23 protein-coding genes are annotated in these 24,782 nt (G+C 60.3%); 22 read left to right on the top strand and 1 reads right to left on the bottom strand.

The window, feature by feature from the left end:
• Nucleotides 1-9: 9 nt before the first annotated feature.
• Nucleotides 10-1,338: an ABC transporter substrate-binding protein gene (locus tag PTZ19_RS21815; RefSeq protein WP_276357752.1), complete on the bottom strand. Its 1,329-nt coding sequence runs from the start codon at nt 1,336-1,338 to the stop codon at nt 10-12.
• A 241-nt stretch (nt 1,339-1,579) separates the two neighbouring features.
• On the opposite strand from PTZ19_RS21815, the gene PTZ19_RS21820 reads away from it, so the two are divergent.
• The 22 genes from PTZ19_RS21820 to lysS all read left to right on the top strand — a co-directional run bounded on the left by PTZ19_RS21820 (nt 1,580) and on the right by lysS (nt 24,507).
• Nucleotides 1,580-2,332, top strand: coding sequence for a vWA domain-containing protein (locus tag PTZ19_RS21820; RefSeq protein ID WP_276357753.1), 753 nt, complete (start codon nt 1,580-1,582; stop codon nt 2,330-2,332).
• Complete coding sequence (locus PTZ19_RS21825; protein ID WP_276357754.1) at nt 2,316-3,236, top strand: protein kinase domain-containing protein; 921 nt, start codon at nt 2,316-2,318, stop codon at nt 3,234-3,236. The genes PTZ19_RS21820 and PTZ19_RS21825 overlap by 17 nt, the downstream gene beginning before the upstream one ends.
• Nucleotides 3,237-3,257: 21 nt before the next feature.
• On the top strand, nt 3,258-4,676 hold the full coding sequence (gene tilS, locus PTZ19_RS21830; RefSeq protein WP_276357755.1) for a tRNA lysidine(34) synthetase TilS: 1,419 nt from the start codon (nt 3,258-3,260) through the stop codon (nt 4,674-4,676).
• Nucleotides 4,677-4,741: 65 nt separating this feature from the next.
• A complete protein-coding gene (gene hpt / locus PTZ19_RS21835; RefSeq protein ID WP_276357756.1) occupies nt 4,742-5,284 on the top strand; it encodes a hypoxanthine phosphoribosyltransferase in 543 nt (180 codons plus the stop codon).
• A gap of 86 nt (nt 5,285-5,370) precedes the next feature.
• Entirely contained in the window at nt 5,371-7,392 is a 2,022-nt protein-coding gene (gene ftsH / locus PTZ19_RS21840; protein WP_276357757.1) for an ATP-dependent zinc metalloprotease FtsH, read from the top strand.
• A gap of 566 nt (nt 7,393-7,958) precedes the next feature.
• Nucleotides 7,959-8,897, top strand: a complete 939-nt coding sequence (gene nadA, locus PTZ19_RS21845) for a quinolinate synthase NadA (RefSeq protein ID WP_276357758.1) — start codon at nt 7,959-7,961, stop codon at nt 8,895-8,897.
• Nucleotides 8,898-8,965: 68 nt separating this feature from the next.
• A complete protein-coding gene (gene nadB / locus PTZ19_RS21850; RefSeq protein ID WP_276357759.1) occupies nt 8,966-10,597 on the top strand; it encodes an L-aspartate oxidase in 1,632 nt (543 codons plus the stop codon).
• Nucleotides 10,570-11,469, top strand: coding sequence for a carboxylating nicotinate-nucleotide diphosphorylase (gene nadC / locus PTZ19_RS21855; RefSeq protein ID WP_276357760.1), 900 nt, complete (start codon nt 10,570-10,572; stop codon nt 11,467-11,469). Before nadB ends, nadC begins: the two co-directional genes overlap by 28 nt.
• Complete coding sequence (locus PTZ19_RS21860; RefSeq protein WP_276357761.1) at nt 11,466-12,233, top strand: type III pantothenate kinase; 768 nt, start codon at nt 11,466-11,468, stop codon at nt 12,231-12,233. Before nadC ends, PTZ19_RS21860 begins: the two co-directional genes overlap by 4 nt.
• 48 nt (nt 12,234-12,281) lie before the next feature.
• Nucleotides 12,282-13,178 (top strand): Hsp33 family molecular chaperone HslO, encoded by an 897-nt coding sequence (gene hslO, locus PTZ19_RS21865; protein ID WP_276357762.1) that lies wholly within the window; start codon nt 12,282-12,284, stop codon nt 13,176-13,178.
• Nucleotides 13,179-13,183: 5 nt separating this feature from the next.
• Nucleotides 13,184-14,242 (top strand): peptidyl-prolyl cis-trans isomerase, encoded by a 1,059-nt coding sequence (locus tag PTZ19_RS21870; RefSeq protein WP_276357763.1) that lies wholly within the window; start codon nt 13,184-13,186, stop codon nt 14,240-14,242.
• Nucleotides 14,243-14,372: 130 nt separating this feature from the next.
• Nucleotides 14,373-15,314 carry a cysteine synthase A gene (gene cysK / locus PTZ19_RS21875; RefSeq protein ID WP_276357764.1) on the top strand — a complete coding sequence of 314 codons (942 nt, stop codon included), beginning with the start codon at nt 14,373-14,375 and terminating at the stop codon, nt 15,312-15,314.
• Nucleotides 15,315-15,395: 81 nt separating this feature from the next.
• Entirely contained in the window at nt 15,396-16,349 is a 954-nt protein-coding gene (locus PTZ19_RS21880) for a D-2-hydroxyacid dehydrogenase (RefSeq protein ID WP_276357765.1), read from the top strand.
• 117 nt (nt 16,350-16,466) lie between these two features.
• Nucleotides 16,467-17,927, top strand: coding sequence for an anthranilate synthase component I family protein (locus PTZ19_RS21885; protein WP_339329352.1), 1,461 nt, complete (start codon nt 16,467-16,469; stop codon nt 17,925-17,927).
• Between the two features lie 23 nt (nt 17,928-17,950).
• Nucleotides 17,951-18,532: an aminodeoxychorismate/anthranilate synthase component II gene (gene pabA, locus PTZ19_RS21890; protein WP_276357766.1), complete on the top strand. Its 582-nt coding sequence runs from the start codon at nt 17,951-17,953 to the stop codon at nt 18,530-18,532.
• Entirely contained in the window at nt 18,529-19,434 is a 906-nt protein-coding gene (locus tag PTZ19_RS21895) for an aminotransferase class IV (protein ID WP_276357767.1), read from the top strand. The genes pabA and PTZ19_RS21895 overlap by 4 nt, the downstream gene beginning before the upstream one ends.
• Nucleotides 19,412-20,287, top strand: coding sequence for a dihydropteroate synthase (gene folP / locus PTZ19_RS21900; protein WP_276357768.1), 876 nt, complete (start codon nt 19,412-19,414; stop codon nt 20,285-20,287). Before PTZ19_RS21895 ends, folP begins: the two co-directional genes overlap by 23 nt.
• Nucleotides 20,275-20,673, top strand: coding sequence for a dihydroneopterin aldolase (gene folB, locus PTZ19_RS21905; protein WP_276357769.1), 399 nt, complete (start codon nt 20,275-20,277; stop codon nt 20,671-20,673). The genes folP and folB overlap by 13 nt, the downstream gene beginning before the upstream one ends.
• Nucleotides 20,674-20,678: 5 nt before the next feature.
• Nucleotides 20,679-21,179 carry a 2-amino-4-hydroxy-6-hydroxymethyldihydropteridine diphosphokinase gene (gene folK / locus PTZ19_RS21910; protein WP_276357770.1) on the top strand — a complete coding sequence of 167 codons (501 nt, stop codon included), beginning with the start codon at nt 20,679-20,681 and terminating at the stop codon, nt 21,177-21,179.
• A 15-nt stretch (nt 21,180-21,194) separates the two neighbouring features.
• Entirely contained in the window at nt 21,195-22,214 is a 1,020-nt protein-coding gene (gene dusB / locus PTZ19_RS21915) for a tRNA dihydrouridine synthase DusB (protein WP_276357771.1), read from the top strand.
• 190 nt (nt 22,215-22,404) lie between these two features.
• On the top strand, nt 22,405-22,881 hold the full coding sequence (gene greA, locus PTZ19_RS21920) for a transcription elongation factor GreA (protein ID WP_276357772.1): 477 nt from the start codon (nt 22,405-22,407) through the stop codon (nt 22,879-22,881).
• Between the two features lie 114 nt (nt 22,882-22,995).
• A complete protein-coding gene (gene lysS / locus PTZ19_RS21925) occupies nt 22,996-24,507 on the top strand; it encodes a lysine--tRNA ligase (RefSeq protein WP_276357773.1) in 1,512 nt (503 codons plus the stop codon).
• Nucleotides 24,508-24,782 lie beyond the last annotated feature (275 nt).

The raw sequence follows: 24,782 nt of genomic DNA on the forward strand, positions 1-24,782 counted from the left end.
GGTCGAACGTTACGGTTGAAGCGCTTTTTTCTCTGCGGCGTATTTTTGGTTGAACGACGCAAAGTAAGCTTCCAGGTTTTTGGACACGACTGCTTCTTGCAGGAATTTGCTTGGATCCCATTGGAGTTTTTGCTCGATTTTCAAAGCGTTGGGCAATGCGGGCTCGGACGTGATCATCGTCGGATTCCAGGTCATGAATTCGATCAGTTGCGGAATGCCGGTTTTCTTGCTCTTCAGGATGGGAATCATCCCGGTATCCTCGGCGTAGGTACTGTCCTCGATCAGGTACTTCAGCCATGCCTTGGCCGCCGGTATATTTTTGCTCTTGGCGTTGACCGCAAAGGAGTAATCCGGGGACAGCACGGCTTTGTAACTGCCGCTGTTATCGTAAGGAAACGGCACGAAGCCGAAATCGGCAGGATCTCCGCCTCCCGTATCCGCCATCTGGGGAAGCAACCATTGCCCGATCATGTACATCCCGGCTTTGCCCGTCGCGATATCCTTAATGCTGCCTTCCCAGTCCGTGGAATAGATATCGGGCTCGACGAACTTGCCGTCGATCAGTCGCTTCAAGATGCCGAATGCCTGGCCGAATGGGCCGTCGACCGTAAACGGAGGATCGTTGTTATAGACGTCGTTGTGGAACTGCGAGCTATTGGCGAGGAATTGCTCGACATCGTACCAATAGGTCAGCGGCCAGGCATCTTTGAAATCCGTCGCCATCGCGACGATGCCGGCGGCCTTGAGCTTCTCCGCGGCGGCGAACAATTCGTCCAGCGTTTTCGGCGGGCCGCTGAGGCCTGCGGCGGCAAACGCTTTCTTGTTATACACCAGTCCGTTCGTCGTGGCTCCGCTGACCACGGCATACAGGTGCCCTTCATAGGTTCCGTTGCTTTCTAAAAGAAGGTTGCCTTGCAAGCCCAGGTCGTCGAGGGACGCGTACAATGCCGGGTAGTTTTCTTTGATCTCGTCCGGCGGGGAAAATACGTCCGGCGCTTCGTTGCCCGCCATTCTGACTTTGATGGTCTGGCTGTAGTCCTTCAACCCTTCGATTTTGACGTCAGTGATGCCGGGATACTTCGTCTTGAATTCCGCGACGTAACGGTCAAACGTTCCGTTGTCCACCAGGTCGGTGCGATGCGTCGCCCACGTAATTTCACCCTTTATGTCGGGCTCGGACGAATTGGAAGCGCTTGCTAATGCCGAAGCGGAATCGCTTGAGCCGGCCGAGGAAACATTGCTTTCCGGAGTCCCGCTTTTATCGCTGCCGCATGCGCTGAGAAACAGCGGCAAAGCGGCGGCGACCATCCATGCAAACCCTGCCCTTCTTCTTCTCATCCTTCTGGTCTCCTTTTAAATGAAGTTGATCGTCCCGACGGCCTGGCTTTGAAATACGGTTTCCGCCGCCGTTATCCAAATGGTAACCAATATTCGTATGTCGTGATAATAGCTAGAATTTTCATTTCTTGTATTTGATATCGGATTTGGCGGCAGGGGTTAGACAGGATCGGATTCCCGATTAAATCTCGCAAACCTTGGCGACAATGGTTGATAGAGAAGAAGAGAGGATGTGAAAGCGATGAAACAGATCCTGCTCATCACGGACGGATGCTCGAACGTGGGCGAAAGCCCGGTCACGGCGGCGGCGCAGGCGTGGGCGGAAGGCATCGCGGTCAACGTGGTGGGCGTGGTGGACGAAGGGAGCATCGGCGAGCTGGGCGCCCGGGAGATCGACGAGATCGCGAGGGCCGGCGGCGGCATGAGCCGAATCGTGGGCTCCAGGCAGCTGTCCCGCACGGTCCAGATGATGACGCGGATGACGGTCGCCGGCACGATCCGGCAGGCGGTCAACCATGAGCTCCAGCAGCTGTTCGGGCTCGACTCGGTCGGCGCGCTTCCTCCGGACAAGCGGGCGGAAGTCGTGCGGGTCATGGACGAGCTCGAGGAGACCTCCGAGCTTCGGGTCGTGCTGCTGATCGACGCGAGCGCGAGCATGAAACCGAAGCTGTCCGCCGTCGAAGAGGCGATCCGCGATCTGGCCCTCAGCCTGGAAGCGCGGACCGGCAGCAGCGCGGTGGCGGTGTTCCATTATCCCGGCGAGTACGGTCATCTTCCGTGCGCGCTCGACTGCGATTGGACCCGCGACGCCGCGGGGTTGCCGGCGCTGTTCGCCCGGATCCGGACGAAGGGAACGACCCCGACCGGGCCGGCGATTTTGCAGGCAGTTGATTTTATCCGGCAGACTTGTGGTAAGATCAAGGAAGAATGGGATGACATCCTGCCGTCCGGGCGGGGCGATGCCGGCGAGGTGCGCAGTGACTACGTCGTTTAAACCGGAGCTTCTTCTGCAGCCTGGCACGGTGGTGACGGGCAAGTGGAACGGAAAAAAATACAAGCTGGAGCGGGTGCTCGGCGCTGGAGCGAACGGACAAGTTTATTTGGCGTCCGTCGGACGCTCCGTTTGCGCGCTCAAGATCGGCACGGAAGCCGCCGAACTGCAAGGGGAGGCCAACGTGCTCGCCTCGCTGGACGGCAAAGAGCGGGGGCGCGGCAGGCCTCCTTTTTTGTTGGACGTGGACGATTTCCAGTTTAATGGAAGGGCGCTTCCTTTCTACTCGATGCGTTACGTGCCGGGCATTCCCGTCCGATCTTACTTGAGGCGCCACGGCGGGCAATGGGTCGGGGTGATCGGGCACAGGCTGCTCGAGCGGCTGGCGGAGCTCCATGAAGCGGGCTGGGTGTTCTCCGATCTGAAAAACGACAACGTGCTCGTCCACGACTACGGCAGGGTCGAGCTCGTCGACTACGGGGGCATGACCGCGATGGGACGCGCCGTGCGCCAGTTCACCGAAATCTATGACCGCGGCTACTGGTCCGCGGGCAGCCGGACCGCCGACGCCGCTTACGACTGGTTCGCGTTCGCCGTATTGTGGCTGCACGCGACCGACGCCAAGCGGCTGTTCCAGCTGTCGCGCTCCCGTCTGCCGCAGGATCGGGGCATCGAGGATTTGATGAAACTCATCCGCAGCAACCCGAAGCTCCGGCCGATCGAGCAATGGCTGGGGAAGGCGCTGCGCGGGCAATTCCGGGACACGCGGGAAGCGCTCAAGGAGTGGAGGGCGGCGCATCGCGCGTCCGATGCGGCCGTCAGGTCCAGAATTCCGGCCTGGATGACCGGCATGCTGGTGTTTTCGGCGGCATTGTGCCTCACGTTGGCCGCATTGTGGCTGTTTTGAACTTATCGGGGGGATGGCGGAATGGAAAGCCGCGACGACCTGTTGGACCGTATGCTTGAGGTCGCGGAGGCGGAAGGTTGGCAGCCGGACCAGACGGTGATCGCCGCCGTGTCGGGAGGCCCCGATTCCATGGCTTTGCTGCACCTGCTCATGCGGATGGCCGAGCGGCAGCCGATGCGGGTCGTGGCTGCCCACGTGAATCACCGCTTCCGCGGCGCGGAGTCCGAAGCGGAAGCCGAGTTGGTGCGCCAAGCGGCGAGCGATTGGGGGGCCGGGTTCGAGACGGCCTCGATCGACGTTCCTTCCTATATAGAAGAGACCGGGCTGAACGCCCAGTCCGCGGCAAGGGAGAAACGCTACGATTTCCTGAAACGGACGGCCGAAGCGTATGGGGCCGGTCAGATCCTGCTGGGCCACCACGCGGACGACCAGGCGGAGACGGTGCTCATGCGGGTGCTGCGCGGCACCGGGGTCGGCGGGCTGGCCGGAATCCCTTACCGCCGCAAGGAAGAAAATGTGGAACTGATCCGGCCTCTGCTGCGTATTACCAAAAGGGAGCTACTATCGTACTGTGAGCGAAATGGGGTGCCCTTCGCGGTAGACAGCAGCAATCTGAAACGCGATTATTTCCGCAACGCCGTCCGCCTCGACGCGATTCCTTGGCTGGAGCGATACAATCCCCGCCTGAAGGAGTCGTTGATCCGGCTGGCCGACATGGCGGCGGCGGATGACGATTACTTGGAACGTGAAGCCTCGGCTCGGCTCGGCAGCGTCGCGACCCGAGACGGATACGGCTTCCGGCTGAAGCGGCGCCGGTTCCGCGGCCTGCACGTCGCTTTACAACGCAGATTGATTAAACTAATATTAAGGTATTCTTCAGACCCGTGGCATCCCGCCCAGTACCGGCAGATCGAAGAAGTACTGGAAGCCGCGGCCGACGAAAGCCATACCGTGGGACGGATGGACCTCGGCGGCGGATGGGTGCTCGTACGGGAATACGACGAGGTATACATCGGCCCGCCGTATCCCTCGGAGGCCGCGTACCGATACGAAGTCGGCGGATTTCCCCGCACGCTTGCGCTGGGAGAAGGCCGGAGCATTCGGTTCGAACGGATGGATGGAGCGTTGACCTCGCTGCCGACGGATCGGCGGGAGGCTTTTTTTGACGAAGCCGCGCTTGAGCTGCCGCTGGCCGTCCGCACCCGGCAACCCGGGGACCGGATGGAGCCCGCCGGATTAAACGGCTCCAAAAAAGTGCAAGATATGTTCGTTGACGCCAAAATCCCGCGCTCCAAGCGGGACGGGTGGCCGCTGCTCGCGGACGCTTCCGGCCGGATCCTCTGGATTCCCGGCTTGCGCCGTTCGGTCATCGCGCAAGTCGGACCGGACACAAGGTCGACGATCCGGGTTTCCTTTTTATCCGATGGCTCCGATCCGTGAGAATGCGGACATGATTGGAGCCATGCCATCATATACCGTTTAATAATCGCTGGGAGGTCCGTTTTTTGTTACACGACATTCAGGAAGTTCTTTACTCGGAAGAGCAGATCAAAGAGAAAGTCCAAGAGTTGGGCTCGGCGATCAGCCGCGAGTATGAGGGACGGAATCCGCTCGTCATCTGCGTGCTGAAGGGCGCTTTTATTTTTATGGCGGACTTGGCCAAGAGCATCACGGTGCCGATCGAGCTCGACTTCATGGCGGTATCCAGCTACGGCAAATCCACCCGTTCCTCCGGCGAGGTGCGGATCGTGAAGGATCTGGATACGTCCGTGGAAGGCCGCGACGTGCTGATCGTCGAGGATATCATCGACAGCGGGCTGACGCTCAGCTATTTGATCGACGTGCTGGAACGGCGGAACGCGCATTCCGTCCGGGTCGTCGCGCTGTTCGACAAGCCGGGCCGGCGGACTTCGGAGATTAACGCCGATTACACCGGCTTCGAGATTCCGGACGCGTTTATCGTCGGCTATGGCCTCGACTATGCCGAGAAATACCGCAATCTCCCCTTCGTCGGCGTGCTGAAGCCGGAGATCTACTCGAACCGCTGAGCGCCCGGAGGGCCTGGTCCGGTTCGGTTGTGATGCCCAGACAGGCTATGGTAAAATGATGTAAGCGTGCCGAGAGGAGGCCAGGGATGAATCGGATCATCCGCAACACAGGCTTTTATTTGCTTATATTTTTGGTGACCGTCGGAATCGTCCAGTTCTTCATCAGCAAGAACGAGACGACCGATGAAATCAATTACAACAAAATCATGGACGTCATCGAGCAAGGAAATGCCACCGAGATCAAAGTCCAGCTTTCGAACGGTTCCTACTTGGTCACCGGTGAATATAAAGATCCGTCCAAAGCGGGCTCCAAAACGGAGACGTTCAGCGGCCGGGTCCTGATGACAGACGAAGGGTCGCAGCAATTGGTAGACCTGGCGCGAAGCAAGGGCATCGAGGTCAAAGTGCTGAAAATGCCGGGACAGAGCTTCTGGCTTACGTTCCTGACTTCGATCATTCCGTTCGTGATCATGTTCATCCTGTTCTTCTTCCTGATCAATCAGGCGCAGGGCGGCGGCGGCAAAGTCATGAATTTCGGCAAGAGCCGAGCCCGTCTTTATAATGAAGAGAAAAAACGCGTCACGTTCGAGGACGTGGCCGGAGCCGACGAAGAGAAGCAGGAATTGGTGGAAGTCGTCGAATTCCTGAAGGATCCCCGCAAATTCGCGGCCCTCGGCGCCCGCATCCCGAAAGGCGTGCTGCTCGTCGGTCCTCCGGGTACCGGTAAAACGCTGCTCGCCCGCGCGGTAGCCGGGGAAGCCGGCGTTCCGTTCTTCAGCATTTCCGGTTCCGATTTCGTGGAAATGTTCGTCGGGGTCGGCGCATCCCGCGTCCGCGACCTGTTCGAGAACGCCAAGAAGAACGCGCCTTGCATCATCTTCATCGACGAAATCGACGCCGTCGGCCGTCAGCGGGGCGCAGGCCTTGGGGGCGGACACGACGAGCGCGAGCAGACGCTGAACCAATTGCTTGTCGAAATGGACGGCTTCGGCGCGAACGAAGGCATCATCATCGTAGCCGCCACGAACCGTCCGGACATTCTCGACCCGGCGCTGCTGCGCCCGGGCCGCTTCGACCGCCAGATCACGGTCGACCGTCCGGACGTCAAAGGGCGGGAAGCGGTGCTCAAGGTTCACGCCCGCAACAAGCCGCTCAGCAAAGACGTCAAGCTGAATACGATCGCCAAGCGGACGACCGGGTTCACCGGCGCCGATCTCGAGAACCTGCTGAACGAAGCCGCGCTGCTGGCGGCGCGCAAGAACAAGAAGGACATCGCGATGCAGGAAGTCGACGAAGCGATCGACCGCGTCATCGTCGGTACGGAGAAGAAAAGCCGCGTGATCAGCGAGCGCGAGAAGCGGATCGTCGCGTTCCACGAAGCCGGCCATACGATCGTCGGTTACTTCCTCGAACACGCCGATATGGTGCATAAGGTGACGATTATCCCGCGCGGCCGGGCCGGCGGATACGTAATCATGCTCCCGAAGGAAGACCGCATGCTGGTCACGAAGCAAGAATTGCTCGACAAAGTCACGGGGCTGCTCGCGGGCCGGGTCTCCGAGGAACTGTTCATCGGAGAGATCGGCACCGGCGCTTACAGCGACTTCAAGCAGGCGACGGGCATCGTGCGCAGCATGATCATGGAATACGGCATGAGCGACAAGCTCGGGCCGATGCAGTTCGGCACCTCGCAAGGCCAAGTGTTCTTGGGCCGCGACCTCGGCCACGAGCAGAATTACTCGGACACGATCGCGTACGAGATCGACCAGGAAATGCAGTCGATTATCCGGGAGTGCTACGAACGGGCGAAGAAGCTGCTGACCGAGAAGAGCGCGGAAGTTCACAAGATCGCGGAAACGCTGCTCGAAGTCGAGACGCTCGACCTGGATCAGATCAAGAGCCTGATCGAGAAGGGCACGCTGGATGGCTTGGATGGCGAATCTTCCGGCAGCGGCTCTGGCGGCGGCTCCGAACCGAGCGCCGATCCCGTGATCGATCCGATCGGCGGCGGCGTCCGCGTACGGATCCAGACGCGCGACGGCGAACAAGCCGCGCCGAATCCGCCGACGCCGGATCAGCGGAACGACGACGGGTCGAACGAGTCGTAAGTCTAAAGTATATAGTTGTGAATTCGACACCCTTTCGCTCATCGGCGAAAGGGTGTTTTCATTCACGACTTCTCCGTGGACAGACCCGTTTCATACGGCAAAGCAATCGTGCTTCGTGGGGCGCGGAGCGTTTGATTTTCATGCAGGAATAATGGGCCTGAACAAGAATACGTTGCGCATTTGGGGTTGCCGACGCACATTGAGAGGGATTCTACAGGTCTACAGGGGACGGGAAAAGTCGTGAGGTGCCAAAGTACACTTGAGACTGGCTTTGAAAGCCGATCATCGCGACTCGGGTGCCAAACTGCGCTTGATTCACGCGCCATTGGCGCCGAAACGCGCCAAAGCGAGCCAAAGCGAGCATGCCAACCGTCTACGGAAGGCACCAAGATGAGCATCCTCGACCGATTTTTATAGAAAATGGCAGATTGACATGCCGATTAGACGAGTGTAAATTAAGGAATAATCACGTGTAAAGCGATATTCTCAGACCTAGTTTGTGACTGCATTCACAAACTATGCTTCAATACCAACGGCCCGTACGGACCGACAGGGGGATTGCCAGCATGGAAGCATTGGCCCTGGAGCGCAAAGCGGAACAGAACCGCGAGCTCCGTGATCGTCTTATGCAGCTCAAGAAAGAACGGAACGCTATCATCCTGGCCCATTATTATCAGCGCGACGAAATCCAAGAGGTGGCCGATTTCCGCGGCGACTCGTTCCTGCTGGCGCAGAAGGCGGCGTCGACGGACGCTGACGTCATCGTGTTTTGCGGCGTGCATTTCATGGGGGAGAGCGCGAAAATCCTCGCTCCGAACAAAATCGTGCTCGTGCCCGACGAACGGGCCGGTTGTCCGATGGCGGACATGGTCAACCCGATCGGACTGCGGGAAATGAAGGCCAAACATCCGAACGCCAAGGTCGTAACCTATATCAACTCCTCGGCCGACGTGAAAGCGGAGACCGACATTTGCTGCACCTCGGCGAATGCGGTGAAAGTCGTCAACTCGGTCGATTCCGATGAGGTCATTTGGTGCCCTGACAAAAACCTGGGCCACTATGTACAGCAATTCACGGACAAGAAAATGATCATCTGGGAAGGGTACTGCAACACGCACGACATGCTGACCGTGAAAGATGTCGTGGAAATGCGCGCGAAGTATCCGAACGCGAAGTTCATCGTGCATCCGGAGTGCCGGCCCGAAGTGGTCGCCATGGCCGATTTCGTGGGCAGCACGACGGCAATCATCAAATATTGCCGGGAATCGGACCATCCCGAATTTATCGTCGGAACGGAGGACGGCACCGGCTACCAGCTTCGAATGGACAGCCCGGACAAAACGTTCCATTTCGCTTCCAAGTATCTCGTCTGCCCGAACATGAAGGTGAATAACCTGAAGAAGGTCGTACGCTGCCTGGAGACGATGCAGCCGCAGATCTACGTGCCGCCGGAAGTGGCCGACAAAGCGCGGCTGTCGCTGACCCGAATGCTCGAAGTGAAATGATGTGAAGGAATCCATGCTGCCGGAAGCGGCAGCATGCTTTATTCTCTTGCCGACTGGAGACGAGCCGCATGATACCCCGCTATATCGTGGATTTCGATTTGAATGAGCTGCCGAAGAAACATACCGACGTGATCGTAATCGGGGCGGGGATTGCCGGTTTATATACCGCCATCAAAGCCAGCGAGCGGAACCGCGTGCTGATGATCACCAAAAAGTCGCTGTTCGAGAGCAATACCCGCTACGCGCAAGGCGGCATTGCGGCGGTGTTCTCCGACGAAGACTCGCCGGAGTTCCATCTGCAGGATACGCTGGCCGCCGGCGCCGGCTTGTGCGACGAAGCGGCGGTGGACGTGCTCGTGCACGAAGGGCCGGAAGGCGTGCAGGATTTGATCCGCCTGGGCACGCATTTCGACGAAGAGAACGGCCAATACGCGCTCACCCGGGAAGGCGCGCACAGCCAGCGCCGCATTCTCCACGCCAACGGGGACGCGACGGGATACGAGATCGTGAGGGCTTTGGCCGAGAAGGTGCTGGCAAACCCCGACATCGAGCTGTGGGACGACCATTTCGTGCTGGATTTGCTGACGGAGGACGGGGAATGCCGCGGCGTTCTCGTCCGGAAGCCCGATGGCACGGATACGGCGGTGTACGGCAAAGCGGTCGTTCTGTGCGCGGGTGGGACCGGGCAGCTGTTTCGCTACACGACCAATCCGGAAGTGGCGACCGGCGACGGCATCGCGATGGCGTTCCGTGCCGGGGCGATGGTACGGGATATGGAATTCATCCAGTTCCACCCGACGTCGCTTTGCTATCCGGGTGCACCCCGGTTTCTCATCTCGGAGGCGGTGCGCGGCGAGGGCGCTTATCTGCGCAACATCCGCGGGGAACGGTTCATGGACCAGTACCATCCCCAGCTGGAGCTGGCTCCCCGCGACGTCGTCGCTCGCGCGATTTTGGACCAAATGGACAAGACGAAGTCCACCTACGTATACGTCGATATTACGCATGAAAGTCCGGAGCTCGTCCGGCACCGTTTTCCGACGATTTACGAGTACTGCCTGAAGTTCGGGCTCGATTTGACGACGGACTGGATCCCGGTCGCTCCGGCGGCCCATTATATGATGGGCGGGGTTCGGACGGATTTGGACGGTCAGACGACGATTCGGCGGCTGTACGCTTGCGGGGAGGTATCTTCCACGGGCGTGCACGGCGCCAACCGGCTGGCGAGCAACTCGCTCGTGGAGGCGGTCGTATTCGGTCGCCGGATCGTGGATAACATCAACCGGCTGTCCTCTTCCGAAGCCGAGGCGGACGCTGCCAACCTGGAACCGCGGGCGTCGCTGGCGGAAGGGGCCGCGGCCGAGAAACGGTTGAAGCTGCAAAAAACGATGGTGCGGTATGCGGGACTGAGGCGGCATCAGGCGGGGTTGGCCCGCGGACTGGAAGAGCTGAAGAAGCTGCAGGACGTGTATCGGTCGAAGCTGGTCTCGCGCGAGGAGCTGGAGCTCGCGAACCTGCTGACTTGCGCGTTCCTGATGGTGGAATCGGCGCTGTACCGCGAGGAGAGCCGCGGCGCCCATTACCGGGAGGACTACCCGCAGCGGGACGATCTCCATTGGCTGAAGCATACGACGATGGATCGAACGAACGGAATCGGAGAGGAGCGGCTCGCGTGTTTGAACGGGAAAGCGACTGGTTGATCAAAGGGCCGGCGGTAGAGGCGGTAAAGCGTCAAATCCGGGAGTGGCTCGCCGAAGACATCGGAAGCGGCGACGTGACGACGATGGCGACGGTACCTCCGGGACACGTATCCCGCGGCATCATTCATGCCAAAGAAGCGGGCGTGCTCGCCGGCATGCCGCTAGCTCGGTTGGTTTTCGAGACGGTGGACGACCGGCTGGTTTTCGAGGCGTTGGCGTCGGACGGGGATGCAGTCGAGCGCGGAACGGTACTCGCCGTCGTGGAAGGCTCTACGGCGTCGATACTGACCGGGGAGCGTCTGGCGCTCAACCTGTTGCAGCGACTGTCGGGCATCGCCACCAAGACGAAAGTCTACGTCGACGCGGCGAAAGGGTATCCCGTCCGGATCGTCGACACCCGCAAAACGACGCCGGGCCATCGGACGCTGGAGAAATACGCGGTGAGGGTCGGCGGCGGATACAATCACCGGTTCGGGCTTTACGACGCGGTGATGATCAAAGACAACCATATTAAGGCGGCAGGCGGCATTTCGGCGGCGGTGCAAGCGGCCAAGGCGCGGATTCCCCATACGATGGCCGTGGAAGTCGAGGCGGAGAACGCCGAGCAAGCCATGGAAGCGGCTCGGGCGGGAGCGCATATCGTCATGTTCGACAACATGAGCCCCGAAGCGATGAAGGCGGCCGCTCCGCTCGTCCGCGCGATCGCGCCGCACGTCCTGCTCGAAGCCTCCGGCGGTATAAAGCCCGAACGGATTGCGGAAGTCGCGGCCAGCGGCGTCGACGTCATTTCCGTAGGCAGCTTGACCCACTCGTTCCAGGCGCTGGATATCAGCTTGGATCTGAATGAGCGGAAGAAGGGGGAGCCGGCATGATTTTGGTCGTGGATGTCGGGAATACCAATATCGTGCTCGGTTTGTACCAAGGCCGGACGCTGACCCGCCACTGGCGGCTCAGCACGAACCGTTCCGCCACGGTGGACGAGTACGGCATCCTGATCATGAACCTGTTCCAGATGGCGAAAGTGCAGCCGGAAGAAATCGAGGGCGTCATCCTGTCGAGCGTCGTCCCTCCCCTCATGAACATTTTGGAGCCTACGTTCGTCAAATACGTAGGCCGGGAAGCGCTCGTCGTCGGACCCGGAATCAAGACCGGCCTCAACATCCGGTACGAGAATCCCAAAGGCGTCGGCGCGGACCGCATCGTGAACGCGGTGGCGGGCATCGAGCAATACGGCGCCCCGCTCATCATCGTCGACTTCGGTACGGCGACCACTTTCGACTACATCGACGCGTCCGGCGCGTATTTGGGCGGCGCCATCGTGCCGGGCATCGGCATCGCGACCGAAGCTTTGTACCAACGGGCGGCGATGCTGCCGCGGATCGAGCTCGCCAAACCGCGCGTGGTCGTCGGACGCAATACCGTAACGGCGATGCAATCCGGAATCATTTTCGGCTACGCGGGACAGGTGGACGGCATCGTTCGCCGCATCATGAAGGAACAGCCGGGAACGCCCCGCGTGATCGCGACGGGGGGACTGGCGGAGCTGATCGCCGGCGAATCGGAGACGATCGAGCGGGTGGACCCGCTGCTGACGCTGGAAGGGCTTCGCTTGATTTACGAACGCAACGTGTCCTAAGGGCAAGCCGCCTGCAAACGCATGGCGGGAAAGGGGCTTTAAGCATACATGAAGGACGAATTGGTAAGGGGAACGGCTTGGAACGGCGGCATCCGGCTGTTCGCCGCGCGCACGACGCGCCTCGTGTCGGAGCTGCAGAAGAGGCATGACACGTACCCGACGGCGACGGCGGCGCTGGGCCGCGCCGCGACGGCGGGGGCGATGATGGGCGTCATGCTCAAAAACGACGGCAAGCTTACGATCCAAGTCAAAGGAGACGGACCGCTGGGCCAAATCGTGGTGGACGCGAATACCCGCGCGGAAGTGCGGGGATACGTCGACCATCCCCACGCGCATCTGCCCAGCAACAGCCTCGGGAAGCTGGACGTGGCGGGAGTCGTCGGGAGAAGCGGCTATCTGAACGTGATCAAGGATTTGGGGCTCAAAGAGCCGTATCGGGGCAGCGTGCCGATCGTCTCTGGCGAGCTGGGAGAAGATTTCACCTATTATTTCGCGGAGTCCGAGCAGATTCCGTCCGCGGTCGGCCTCGGCGTGCTCGTGGATACCGATAATTCCGTGCTCCATGCCGGCGGGTGGATCGCCCAGGTGCTGCCGGGCTTGCCGGAAGAGCAGCTTCAGAAGCTGGAGGCGGCGGTTGGATCCATGCCGCATATCACGGTTCTGCTGGACCGGGGGGAAACGCCGGAGAGCATCCTCCGCTTGCTGACCGGCGGGGATTTGACGATCCACGAGACGGTAGAACCCGTCTTCCGCTGCCAATGCTCGCGGGAACGGGTGGAGCGGACGCTGATCACGCTCGGGCCGGATGAACTGCGCAGCTTAATTGACGAAGACGGGAAGGCGGACGTCGTCTGCCATTTTTGCAACGAGACTTACGCTTTCACGGCGGATGAACTGGAAGGGCTGTTCCGGCGCGCTTCGGAGGGTTTCGGGAAGGGAGAATGAATCGGATGAAGTTCGGGGCGGGACGTTTGCCCGAACAGCCGGCGAAGTCGGCGACCGGGGCGGGTCGCATGCCCGAGCAGCCGGCGAAGTCGGCGACCAGGGCCGGAGCGCGGGGACGGCTTTTTTGGCCTGCCTTTCTTGCCCTGATGCTGGGGGTCTCCGGTTGCACGTTCGGGTCCGACGCAAAGCCCCATCCTACGCCGAAGGCGTCGCCGAGCCCGACCGGCGTGACGGAGCCGGAAGCCTTAGATGCGGTCGCGCGGATCGGGGAGAAGACGATCACGCGGGCCGAGCTGGTCGACCGTCTGATGGCCGGCTATGGGGCGGAAGCGCTGCGTGACCTGCTGGTGCACGAGGCCGTTCGGCTCGAAACCGGTCGGCTCGGCATTACGGTGAATAGCGGCGAGCTGGAGCGGGAGCTTCGCAAGATGAGCGAAGGATACGGAAGCGAACAGGCCTTCTATGAGGCGATGCAGGAGCAGCTGGGCATGGACCGGGAAGCCGTGCGGGATGACGCCGAATACCGCCTGTTGCTGGAGAAGCTCGCCACCCGGGACGTCGAGATCCCGGAGGCGGACGTCCGCCGATATTATGAGGAACACAGAGAGGAATACGGAACGCGCAGGCAGTACCGTTTGGCCTGGATCGTCACGGATACGAAGGAAACGGCGGAAATGGTACTGGGAGCGCTTGAGGAGGGAACCGACTTCGCGTCGCTTGCCTCCCAATACTCGACCGACGGCGCGACTTCGGATCACGGAGGAGAGATCGGCTGGGTCGACGAGGAGGATCCGTTTCAGGATCCCAAGCTGCTGTCGGCGGCCGGCCAGCTGAAAGTGGGGGAAGTCGCGGGTCCTTTATACATTGATTCCGGATACGTCGTGCTGGAGTTGAAAGGCGTCCAGACGGTTCAGGGCCAAGCCTACGAAGACGTCCGGGACGAAATCCTTCAGCAGCTCAAGCTGGAGCAGGCCAAGCCGATGCACGATCTCGAGCAGTCGCTACTATCCAAGTACGGAGCTAAAGTACTCGATCCCCGCCTGAAATCCGCCGATATTCGGTGAAGCGGCTCATTTGCCTGCTATTGACATTCCTAGGCGGGGTTGATAAGATGAAAGAAGTTGAAAGCCGACTGGTTTAGTCGGATATAAGCTTGGAGCGGCAGCGGCCGCAATTATCGGGAGGGAAATAACCATGGCCAAGATTGTCCAAAGCGTTACCGATCTGATTGGCGATACGCCGCTTGTGCGTCTGAACCGGTTGGTTCCGGCCGGCAGCGCGGAGATTTACGTGAAGCTGGAATACCAGAACCCGGGCGCAAGCGTGAAGGACCGCATCGCGGTCAGCATGATCGAAGAAGCGGAGAAACGCGGAGACATCAAACCCGGCGTCACCACGATCGTCGAGCCGACGAGCGGCAACACCGGGATCGGATTGGCCATGGTCGCGGCCGCGAAAGGGTACCGCGCGATTCTGGTCATGCCGGAGACGATGAGCTTGGAGCGCCGCAACCTGCTTCGCGCCTATGGCGCAGAGCTGGTGCTGACGCCGGGTTCCGAGGGCATGAACGGCGCGGTCAAGAAAGCGGAAGAAATCGCGTCCCAGAACAAAGATTACTTCATGCCCCAACAGTTCAAAAACCAAGACAACGTGAAAATCCACCGCGAAACGACCGGTCCGGAAATCGTCGAAGCGATCAACTCCCTGGACGGCAAGCTGGACGCGTTCGTAGCCGGCATCGGTACGGGCGGCACGATCTCCGGTGCGGGCGAAGTGCTGAAGAAGCAATATCCGAACATCAAGATCGTTGCCGTCGAGCCCGCGGCTTCTCCGATCCTCTCCGGCGGCAAACCGGGACCGCATAAAATCCAAGGGATCGGCGCCAACTTCATTCCGGATATCCTGAATCGCGAGATTTACGACCAAGTCATCACCATCGAAAACGAAGACGCCTTCGAAACCGCCCGCGCGGCCGCCAAGCAGGAAGGCATCCTGTGCGGCATCTCCTCGGGCGCGGCAATCAAGGCGGCGCTGCAAGTCGCCAAAGAACTGGGCGAAGGCAAACGCGTCGTCGCGATCGTTCCTTCGAACGGCGAACGCTACTTGAGCACGCCGCTGTTCAATTTCGACAACTAATCGGCGCCTCGGACGCCATCGGAAGAGCTTCCGCAGTTCGCGGAGGCTCTTTTTCCATGCAACTAGAGGAGGGACAACGAATTGAACATCGTCGTGCTGGACGGATACGCGCTGAATCCGGGCGATTTAAGCTGGGAGGGACTGCAGCGTCTGGGCCGCCTCACCGTGTATGACCGGACCCCGCCGGAAGAGATCGTCGGCCGATCGGCGGGAGCGGACATGATCCTGACCAACAAAACGCCGCTTAACGCCGAAACGATCTCCCGGCTTCCCCGCCTGAAATATATCGGCGTAATGGCGACGGGCTACAATATCGTGGACGTGAAGGCCGCCCGCGACGCCGGCATCATGGTCACCAATGTGCCAGGCTATAGCACCCTGTCGGTGGCGCAATTGACGTTCGCGCTGCTACTGGAGCTGATCTTGCACGTCGCCAAGCACGATGAAGCCGTGCACTCGGGAGCCTGGGTCAAGTCGCCCGATTTTTCGTTTACCGTCGCGTCGCTGACCGAGCTGCAAGGGAAGACGTTCGGCGTCGTCGGCATGGGCGACATCGGGCAAGCGGCCGCGCGGATCGCCTTTGCGTTCGGCATGCGGGTCGCCGCCTATTCGCGGACCCGCAAGGAGCTGAGCCTGGGAGGGGACATCGAATGGCTGGATCGGACCGAGCTGCTGGAACGAGCCGACGTCGTCAGCCTTCATTGCCCGCTCACGCCCGAGACGGATCGATTGATCCACCGCGATACGCTGGCCCGGATGAAGCCGACGGCTTATTTGCTGAATACGGCCCGCGGCGGTCTGATCGACGAGGCGGACTTGGCCGAGGCGCTGAACGAGGGGCGGATCGCGGGCTGCGGCCTTGACGTGTTGTCTTCGGAGCCGCCATCTCCGTCCAATCCTCTGCTGACCGCGCGCAACTGCCTTTTGACCCCGCATATTGGCTGGGCGTCCAAGGAAGCGCGGCAACGATTGCTGGACATCGCGGTATCCAACGCGAAAGGGTTTATGGAAGGCACTCCTGTATATACGGTCTAAGCGAGGGTGAAACGGTTGGAAATCACGACGCGGGAGCAATGGAACGCTTGGAAGGAGACTTACACTCTCCTTCCTTATATAAGGAAAATTCCCGGAGCGGGTCCGGAGAGGGACTTGTTGCCCGCGTCGTGGAACCGGTTCTGGCGAATGGCGTCGGATTACGCCTGCATCCTGGAGAGCGGCAAAGGCGGACGTTATACGTTCGTCGGTTCGGACCCCGGGGAGGTCGTTTCGGGCAAGAACGGCATCTCGCGGGTGACGGCGAAGTCCGCAGCCCATGGAACCGCCGGGTGGATCGAACGGGAGCTGCCGCCAGGAACGCCGATCGAAGCGATGCGCTCCTGGATGCACCCGCGGCAAGCTCCCCGGCCGGAAGGAGCGCCGGACTGTGCGGGAGGGGTTTTCGGTTTCTGGTCCTACGATGCGGTTCGTTATCTGGAGAAGCTGCCCGAATCGGCTGAAGACGAACTAGGGACGCCTGATTTCCTGTTCATGAGCTTCCGCCGGCTGTGGGTCGCCGACCGCTTGGAGAATGCCGTGTACTTGGCGGTTCATGCGGAGCCCGGAGCCGATCCATCCGAGGAGCGGCTCGATGCTTGCTGGCGGGAGGCGACGGAAGCGGCGGACGAAATGGAACGTTCGTGGCGGCATTGGCTGGGGACGGCGGAAGATCCCGAGACGTCGGAACGCGTGCGCCGCATGCGCGAGTGGGCGGAGCTGGAGACGGAGTTCGACCCGGAGCGGTTGCCGGGCCGGAAGGCTTCGATGAGCCCGGAGGCGTTTCAGGATGCGGTGCGGCGCATACAGGCGTACATCTCGCAAGGCGACGTTTTCCAGGTGAACTTGTCGGTGCGGCAGAGCGTGCCCGTGGACGTTCCGGCGGAAGAACTGTACGATTGGCTGAGGATCGTGAACCCTTCCCCGTATATGGGGATGCTCCGGACGCCGGCCTTCTCGCTCGTCAGCGCTTCGCCCGAGCTGCTCGTCAAGCTCGATGACGGGCGGTTGTCCGCGCGGCCGATCGCCGGCACGCGCCGAAGGGGGCGGACGCCGGACGAGGACCGGGCCATGGAGCAGGAGCTGCTCGCCAGCGAGAAGGAGCGGGCGGAGCATATCATGCTCGTCGATCTGGAGCGCAACGACCTCGGGCGGGTCGCCGCCTACGGTTCCGTGAAAGTACCCGAGCTGCTGACCGTCGAACGATACTCTCACGTCATGCATCTGGTGTCCCAAGTCGAAGCCCGGCTGGCGCCGGGTAAGGACGCGCTTGACGTCGTCGCCGCGATGTTTCCCGGCGGCACGATTACCGGAGCGCCCAAAATCCGGACGATGGAAATCATAGAGGAGCTGGAGCCGGTTCGCCGCGGGCCGTATACGGGTTCCATGGGGTGGATTGACTACGCCGGGAATATGGAATTTAATATTATTATCCGCACGGTCCTGCTGGCGGGCGGCGTCGGCCATATCCAGGCCGGAGCGGGAATCGTCATCGATTCCGACCCGCGGCGGGAGTACCAGGAATGCCTGAACAAAGCGAAGGCGCTTTGGAAGGCGCTGCTCGGGGCGGGCCGGCTCTGACGGCCACAAAGGAGGAACCCCTCATGATTCTCGTGATCGACAACTACGATTCGTTTACGTATAACCTGGTGCAGTACCTGGGCGAACTTGGAGAAGAAGTGTCCGTCCACCGCAACGACGAGATCGACTTGGATACGATCGCGGCCCTGAAGCCGGACCATATCCTGATTTCCCCCGGGCCTTGCACCCCAAACGAAGCCGGGATCAGCCTGGCTTTGATCGACCGTTTCAAGGGAGAGATCCCGATCTTAGGCGTCTGCCTGGGGCACCAGTCCATCGGCCAGGCGTTCGGCGGGGAGGTCGTGCGGGCGGACAAGCTGATGCACGGCAAAACCTCGGAGATCACCCACGACGGCCGGACCCTTTTCGTAGGCATCGCTTCTCCGTTTACGGCGACCCGATACCATTCCTTGATCGTAAAAAGGGATACGCTGCCGGATTGCCTGGAAATCAGCGCGGAGACGGAAGAGGGCGAAATCATGGGGCTGCGGCACAAGGAATACGCCATCGAGGGCGTGCAATTCCATCCGGAATCCATCATGACCGACGACGGGCTTCGCCTTTTGAAAAATTTCCTGTCGCTGAAAGAAGGCGCCGGGGCATGAAGGTGCTCCGGAACGGACAAGTGAAAGACAGCGCAGAAGCCGTGATCTCCGTATTCGATCACGGCTTTCTTTACGGCATGGGACTGTTCGAGACGTTTCGAACCTACGGCGGACAGCCGTGGCTCCTGGAACGGCATGCGGAACGGCTGGCTGCGGGATGCCGGGAACTGGGCATCGCCTATCGCCCCGACGTGGAAAGCATGCGGGCGGACCTCGGCCGTCTGCTCGGCGCGAACGGGCTCTCGGACGCTTACGTCCGTTGGTCCGTATCGGCCGGAACCGGAGCGGTCGGACTCCCTGCCGGCGATTACGAAAATCCCGAAATCATCGTTTATGCCAAAGCATTGGCTTCGGACGAGCCGGCGACCCGGTCCCCGAAGTCTCTCCGGGTGCTGCGTCTTCGCAGGAGTCAGCCGGAGAACGGAAGGGCTCGTTTAAAATCTTTCCATTATATGAACAATATCGTTGCCAAGCGGGAACTGGTCCAAGCGGGCGCCGGCTCCGGCGTCGAAGGACTGTTTCTAGACGGAGCGGGCCATGTATGCGAAGGCATCGTCAGCAACGTCTTCTGGCTGTCGGACGGCGTGCTGTATACGCCTTCGCCGGAAACCGGCGCTTTGCCGGGGATTACCCGGGCATACGTGCTGGAAATGGCGGCGTTGTTCGGCGTTCCGGCGCGAGAGGGACGGTACGGGCTGGAAGAAGCGGCCGGCGCCGACGAAATGTTTCTCACCGGCTCCGTTCAGGAGATCGTGCCCGTCGCCGAGCTGCAGGACGATGAAGGCCAGGTGCTGCGCCGGTTCGGAACGGGACAAGCCGGACCGATGACCCGCGTCTGGATGGAGCGCTACCGGAGGGCGGCCGAAGGGAGGGAGCCGGATGAAACCGATTTTTTATCGTAGAACCTACGCGTTTGACGACGGGTTGACGCTGGAGCTGGGGCGGCGCACGCTGATCATGGGGATTTTGAACGTGACGCCCGACTCCTTCTCCGACGGCGGCCAATATACGGACGTGGAGAAGGCGGTCGAACGGGCTCGGCAAATGGAGGCTGAAGGAGCCGATCTGATCGACATCGGAGGAGAATCGACGCGCCCCGGTCATGAACCGGTTTCCCAAGCGGAAGAACTGCGGAGAGTGATTCCGGCTATCCAAGCGGTCCGCGAGGCCGTCCGCCTTCCGATCAGCGTGGATACGTACCGGGCCGAGACCGCCCGCCAGGCCCTGGAAGCGGGAGCGCATATTCTCAACGACATTTGGGGGTTCAAGCGGGAGCCCCGGATGGCCGAGATCGCGGCCGATTACGGGTGCCCGGTGATTTTGATGCATAACCGGGAGCAGAGGGATTATTCCGATTACGTGCCGAACGTGTTGGAAGACTTACGTTTGTCGGTCACCCGGGCACAGGCGGCCGGCGTGGCGGAAGCGAACATATGGCTCGATCCGGGGATCGGATTCGCCAAGGATTACGAAGAGAATCTGGAACTGATGGGCCGCCTGGACGAGATCGTTCGGTTAGGGTATCCGGTGCTGCTAGGGACCTCCCGCAAGTCGTTTATCCGCCGCACGTTAAACGTCGAACCGGGCGACACGATGGAAGGAACGGCCGCTACGCAGGCACTCGGCATCGCCCAAGGCTGCCAGATCCTCCGGGTGCACGACGTCCGGCAGATGAAGCGGGTCGCGGCCATGACCGACGCCGTCGTGTACCGCCAGGCGAAAATAGAAGGGAGCGGGGATTCATGGACCGAATGATCTTGCGCCGCATGGTCTTTTTCGGCTATCATGGCGTGTATCCGGAAGAGAACCGGCTGGGACAGAAGTTTTACGTGGATTTGGATCTCCGTCTGGATCTGACCCGAGCGGGCCGAACCGACGACGTGGACGACACCGTCAATTACGCCGAGCTTCACGCCTTCGTGAAAGGAATCGTCGAGGGACCGCCGGTCAAGCTCATCGAAGCGCTGGCCGAAAAGATTGCTTCCGCGATTCTCGGTACGTATACTAATATCATCGAAGCCGCGGTGGCGGTAACGAAGCCGAATCCGCCGTTCGACATCACGTTCGACGGGGTGACGGTGGAAATCCGGAGAAGCCGGGACGGCGAAGGCCGCGTGGTTCCCGTTCCGATAAAGGATTGACGCGCTTGAAGGAAGCCTATGTGGCCCTGGGCACGAACCTGGGGGATCGGGAAGTTTCGCTGCGGGAAGCGCTTCGGCGGATGGACGAAGTGCCGGGCCTGCAGGTCCGGCGGATTTCGGACGTGTACGAGACCGCTCCGGTCGGTTATACGGACCAGCCGGCATTTCTGAATATGGCGGCCGCGGTCGCGACGGAACTCGACCCGGTCGAGCTGTTGCATCGGCTGCTGGAGATCGAGAAGGACATGGGGCGCGTGCGGAAAATCCGCTGGGGTCCCCGGACGATCGACTTGGATATGCTGATGTACGAAGACGTGTCCATGGAGTCGGAGGAACTGAAGCTCCCGCATCCCCGGATGGGGGAGCGGGCGTTCGTGCTGGTGCCGTTAAAAGACGTCTGGCCGGAGGAACGCGATTTCCCTTGGGATCATGCAATTTCTCCCGAAGCGCGGAAAGCCGCGGGCATCCGCCGGCTGGGCCGCTTGAACGACTATAAACCCTTATAGAAAGGAGTGCTTATGATGTTGAAAATCGGGAATATCGAGATGAAGAACAACGTCGTGCTGGCCCCGATGGCGGGCGTGTGCAATCCGGCGTTCCGCCTCATCGCCAAGGAGTTCGGCTGCGGTCTGGTATGCGCGGAAATGGTCAGCGACAAGGCCATCCTGCACGGCAACCAGCGGACGATGGAGATGCTCTACGTGGACGAGCGGGAGAAGCCGCTCAGCCTGCAGATTTTCGGAGGCGACAAGGAGTCGCTTGTCTCGGCCGTCAAATACGTGGACGAGAACACGAACGCCGACATCATCGACATCAACATGGGCTGCCCCGTGCCGAAGGTGACCAAATGCGACGCCGGCGCGCGCTGGCTGCTGGACCCGAATAAGATTTACGACATGGTTTCGTACGCCGTCGAAGCGGCGAAGAAGCCGGTGACGGTCAAAATGCGCATCGGCTGGGACGACGCGCATATTTATGCGGTCGAGAACGCCCAGGCGGTCGAGCGCGCGGGGGGCGCGGCCGTGAGCGTGCACGGGCGGACCCGGGAACAATTGTATACGGGCAAAGCGAACTGGGATATTATAAGGGACGTTAAACAGGCCGTGTCCATTCCGGTGATCGGCAACGGCGACGTTTTCTCGCCGGAAGACGCCGAGCGGCTGCTCGCGCATACCGGCGCGGACGGCGTCATGATCGGACGCGGCGCGCTTGGCAACCCGTGGATGCTGTACCGCACGGTCCACTACCTGACGACGGGCGAGCTGCTGCCGGACCCGGCGCCGAGCGAGAAAATCCGCATCGCCATGCTGCATCTCGACCGGCTGGCCGCTTTGAAAGGGGAGAACCAGGCCGTGCGGGAAATGCGGAAGCATTTGGCGTGGTATCTGAAAGGGCTGCCGAACGCGCACAAGGTCAAAGACTCCATCATGGAGCTGACTTCGCGGGATGCCGTGGAAGCGACGCTCAAGGACTACGTGAACTCGCTGGAGGAGCTCCCGGAGCAGGAGCCCGGCGCGAATTCTGAGCTTCTCGTGCACTGAAGTGCCGCCGAATGGGGGAGCTTCCGCGAATTGACATTTTTGAGGGGTTGAAATATAATCAGAACCAATATTCGCAAGGGTCGCTGGAGGTTCCAGTTTTCTCCCTTACGGTGTCATGACGACGCGGAAGCGCCATATATTGGAGTTATACTGCGGCAGTTAACCAAATCCATGACAGGAGATCGGTGAGATGAGCGATAAGGAAGTCCTACTGACCCCCGACGGGCTCAAAAAGCTGGAAGAGGAGCTTGAGAACCTGAAGTCGGTCAAACGGCGCGAAGTGGCCGAGCGCATCAAGATCGCGATCGGATACGGAGATATCAGCGAGAACTCGGAATACGAGGACGCGAAGAACGAACAAGCCTTCATTGAAGGACGAATCATCACGCTGGAGAAGATGCTTCGCAACGCGCGCATCATCAACAACGAAGAAATCGATCTCGAAACGGTGAGCATCGGTTCGACCGTCATCGTGGAAGACGTCGAGTTCGGCGATACGATGGAATATACGATTGTCGGCACGGCCGAATCGGATCCGGGCCAAAATAAGATTTCCAATGAAAGTCCCGTCGGCAAAGCCATGATCGGCAAGAAGAAAGGCACGATCGTCGAAGTCAGCGTTCCCGCGGGCATCATTCAATACAAAATCGTCGATATCAAGAAGTGATTCGGCCAATCCGCCGCAAGCGCAGACCCCGTGAAAAAGCTTCCGCAGGAAGCTTTTTCGGCTGTCAGGAAGGCCTTGCGGGCAGCCGAGCCTAGGCAAAGGAGCAGACAAGCAATGGAACACACGGAAACGACGGAATCGGCGGAACTCAGTGAATTGCTGCGCATTCGGCGCGGCAAGCTGGACGAGCTGCGGGAGCTGGGCATCGATCCATTCGGCGTGAAGTTTGGTCCCACCCATCATGCGGGAGACATTCTGGCTCAATACGGCGAGCTGCCGAACGAAGAGCTGGAACCGAAGGAGATCGAAGTCAGTTTGGCCGGCCGCATCATGCAAAAACGCAGCATGGGCAAGGCGGCTTTCGCGCATCTGCAGGACTTGAGCGGAAAAATCCAAATTTACGTTCGCCAAGACGCCGTGCCGGAAAACGAGTTCAAAGCGTTCGACCTGCTGGATATCGGCGACATCATCGGCGTGCGGGGCATCGTGTTCAAAACGAAGACCGGCGAGACTTCGGTGAAAGTCCGCAGCCTGACGGTGCTTACGAAGTCGCTGCTGCCGCTCCCGGACAAGTTTCACGGCCTGAAGGACGTGGAGACGCGTTATCGCCAGCGGTACGTGGATTTGATCGTGAATCCCGAGGTGCAGAAGACGTTTATCACCCGTTCGCGGATCATCCAGGCCATGCGCCGGTATCTGGACGACCGGGGTTACCTGGAAGTCGAAACTCCGACGCTGCACGCGATAGCCGGGGGCGCAGCGGCGCGGCCGTTCATCACGCACCATAACGCGCTCGATATGCAGCTCTATATGCGGATCGCGATCGAACTGCATTTGAAGCGGCTTATCGTCGGCGGGTTGGAGAAGGTGTATGAAATTGGCCGGGTGTACCGGAACGAGGGCATTTCGACGCGCCACAATCCCGAGTTCACGATGATCGAGCTGTACGAAGCGTATGCCGATTATAAGGATATTATGGACCTGACGGAGAATTTGATCGCCCACATCGCGCAGGAAGTGCTGGGAACGCAGAAGATCGTCTATCAGGGCCAGGAGGTCGACTTGACTCCGCCGTGGCGCCGGGTTTCCATGACGGATCTGATCCGTGAAGCGGTTGGCATCGACTTCACCGCGCCGATGTCCGACGAAGAGGCGCACCGCCTGGCCAAGGAGCATAAGGTTCCGGTGGAGCCCCATATGTCCTTCGGCCATATCGTCAACGCTTTTTTCGAAACGTTCGTGGAGCATACGCTGATCCAGCCGACGTTCGTTACCGGCCACCCGGTCGCGATTTCCCCGCTGGCCAAGAAAAACGAGCAAGACCCGCGGTTTACGGACCGGTTCGAGCTGTTTATCGTGGCACGGGAGCATGCCAACGCGTTCTCGGAGCTCAACGATCCGATCGACCAGCGGCAGCGTTTCGAGGCGCAACTGCGGGAGAAGGCCGCAGGCAACGACGAGGCGCATGAGATGGATGAGGATTTCATCCGTTCTCTGGAGTACGGCATGCCCCCGACGGGCGGACTCGGCATCGGCGTAGACCGTCTGGTCATGCTGCTGACGGACTCCCCGTCGATCCGCGACGTGCTGCTGTTCCCGCACATGCGGGAAAGAGCGGAAGACTAGGTCTTTGCGATATGGAAAGGAAGCCGTTCGCCCGAGGGGCGAGCGGCTTCTCTATGTTGCGGCTAATTCAGCGCATATATTAGAGCGAATGGGCGCAAAATCCTGAAATAACCAGCGGCAAAAGGGTTGCATTCGCCTTCTCGGCTGTGGTATATTACTTAAGCCGCTTCGTGAGCGGCACGAAATTGCTCCTTGAAAACTGAACATCGAGCGTAATACGGACCCTGTCGAACCTTCGGGTTTGACGGACAACGATTTAACTTTTTGAGCCAATT

Source organism: Cohnella caldifontis (assembly GCF_029360585.1).
Taxonomy (GTDB): Bacteria; Bacillota; Bacilli; order Paenibacillales; family Paenibacillaceae; genus Cohnella; species Cohnella caldifontis.

Coding starts and splice junctions, on each gene's coding strand:
- PTZ19_RS21815 (WP_276357752.1), bottom strand. CDS start 1,338: ATGAGAAGAAGAAGGGCAGGGTTTGCATGGATGGTCGCCGCCGCTTTG.
- PTZ19_RS21820 (WP_276357753.1), top strand. CDS start 1,580: ATGAAACAGATCCTGCTCATCACGGACGGATGCTCGAACGTGGGCGAA.
- tilS (WP_276357755.1), top strand. CDS start 3,258: ATGGAAAGCCGCGACGACCTGTTGGACCGTATGCTTGAGGTCGCGGAG.
- ftsH (WP_276357757.1), top strand. CDS start 5,371: ATGAATCGGATCATCCGCAACACAGGCTTTTATTTGCTTATATTTTTG.
- nadA (WP_276357758.1), top strand. CDS start 7,959: ATGGAAGCATTGGCCCTGGAGCGCAAAGCGGAACAGAACCGCGAGCTC.
- nadB (WP_276357759.1), top strand. CDS start 8,966: ATGATACCCCGCTATATCGTGGATTTCGATTTGAATGAGCTGCCGAAG.
- PTZ19_RS21860 (WP_276357761.1), top strand. CDS start 11,466: ATGATTTTGGTCGTGGATGTCGGGAATACCAATATCGTGCTCGGTTTG.
- hslO (WP_276357762.1), top strand. CDS start 12,282: ATGAAGGACGAATTGGTAAGGGGAACGGCTTGGAACGGCGGCATCCGG.
- PTZ19_RS21870 (WP_276357763.1), top strand. CDS start 13,184: ATGAAGTTCGGGGCGGGACGTTTGCCCGAACAGCCGGCGAAGTCGGCG.
- cysK (WP_276357764.1), top strand. CDS start 14,373: ATGGCCAAGATTGTCCAAAGCGTTACCGATCTGATTGGCGATACGCCG.
- pabA (WP_276357766.1), top strand. CDS start 17,951: ATGATTCTCGTGATCGACAACTACGATTCGTTTACGTATAACCTGGTG.
- PTZ19_RS21895 (WP_276357767.1), top strand. CDS start 18,529: ATGAAGGTGCTCCGGAACGGACAAGTGAAAGACAGCGCAGAAGCCGTG.
- folP (WP_276357768.1), top strand. CDS start 19,412: ATGAAACCGATTTTTTATCGTAGAACCTACGCGTTTGACGACGGGTTG.
- folB (WP_276357769.1), top strand. CDS start 20,275: ATGGACCGAATGATCTTGCGCCGCATGGTCTTTTTCGGCTATCATGGC.
- dusB (WP_276357771.1), top strand. CDS start 21,195: ATGTTGAAAATCGGGAATATCGAGATGAAGAACAACGTCGTGCTGGCC.
- greA (WP_276357772.1), top strand. CDS start 22,405: ATGAGCGATAAGGAAGTCCTACTGACCCCCGACGGGCTCAAAAAGCTG.
- lysS (WP_276357773.1), top strand. CDS start 22,996: ATGGAACACACGGAAACGACGGAATCGGCGGAACTCAGTGAATTGCTG.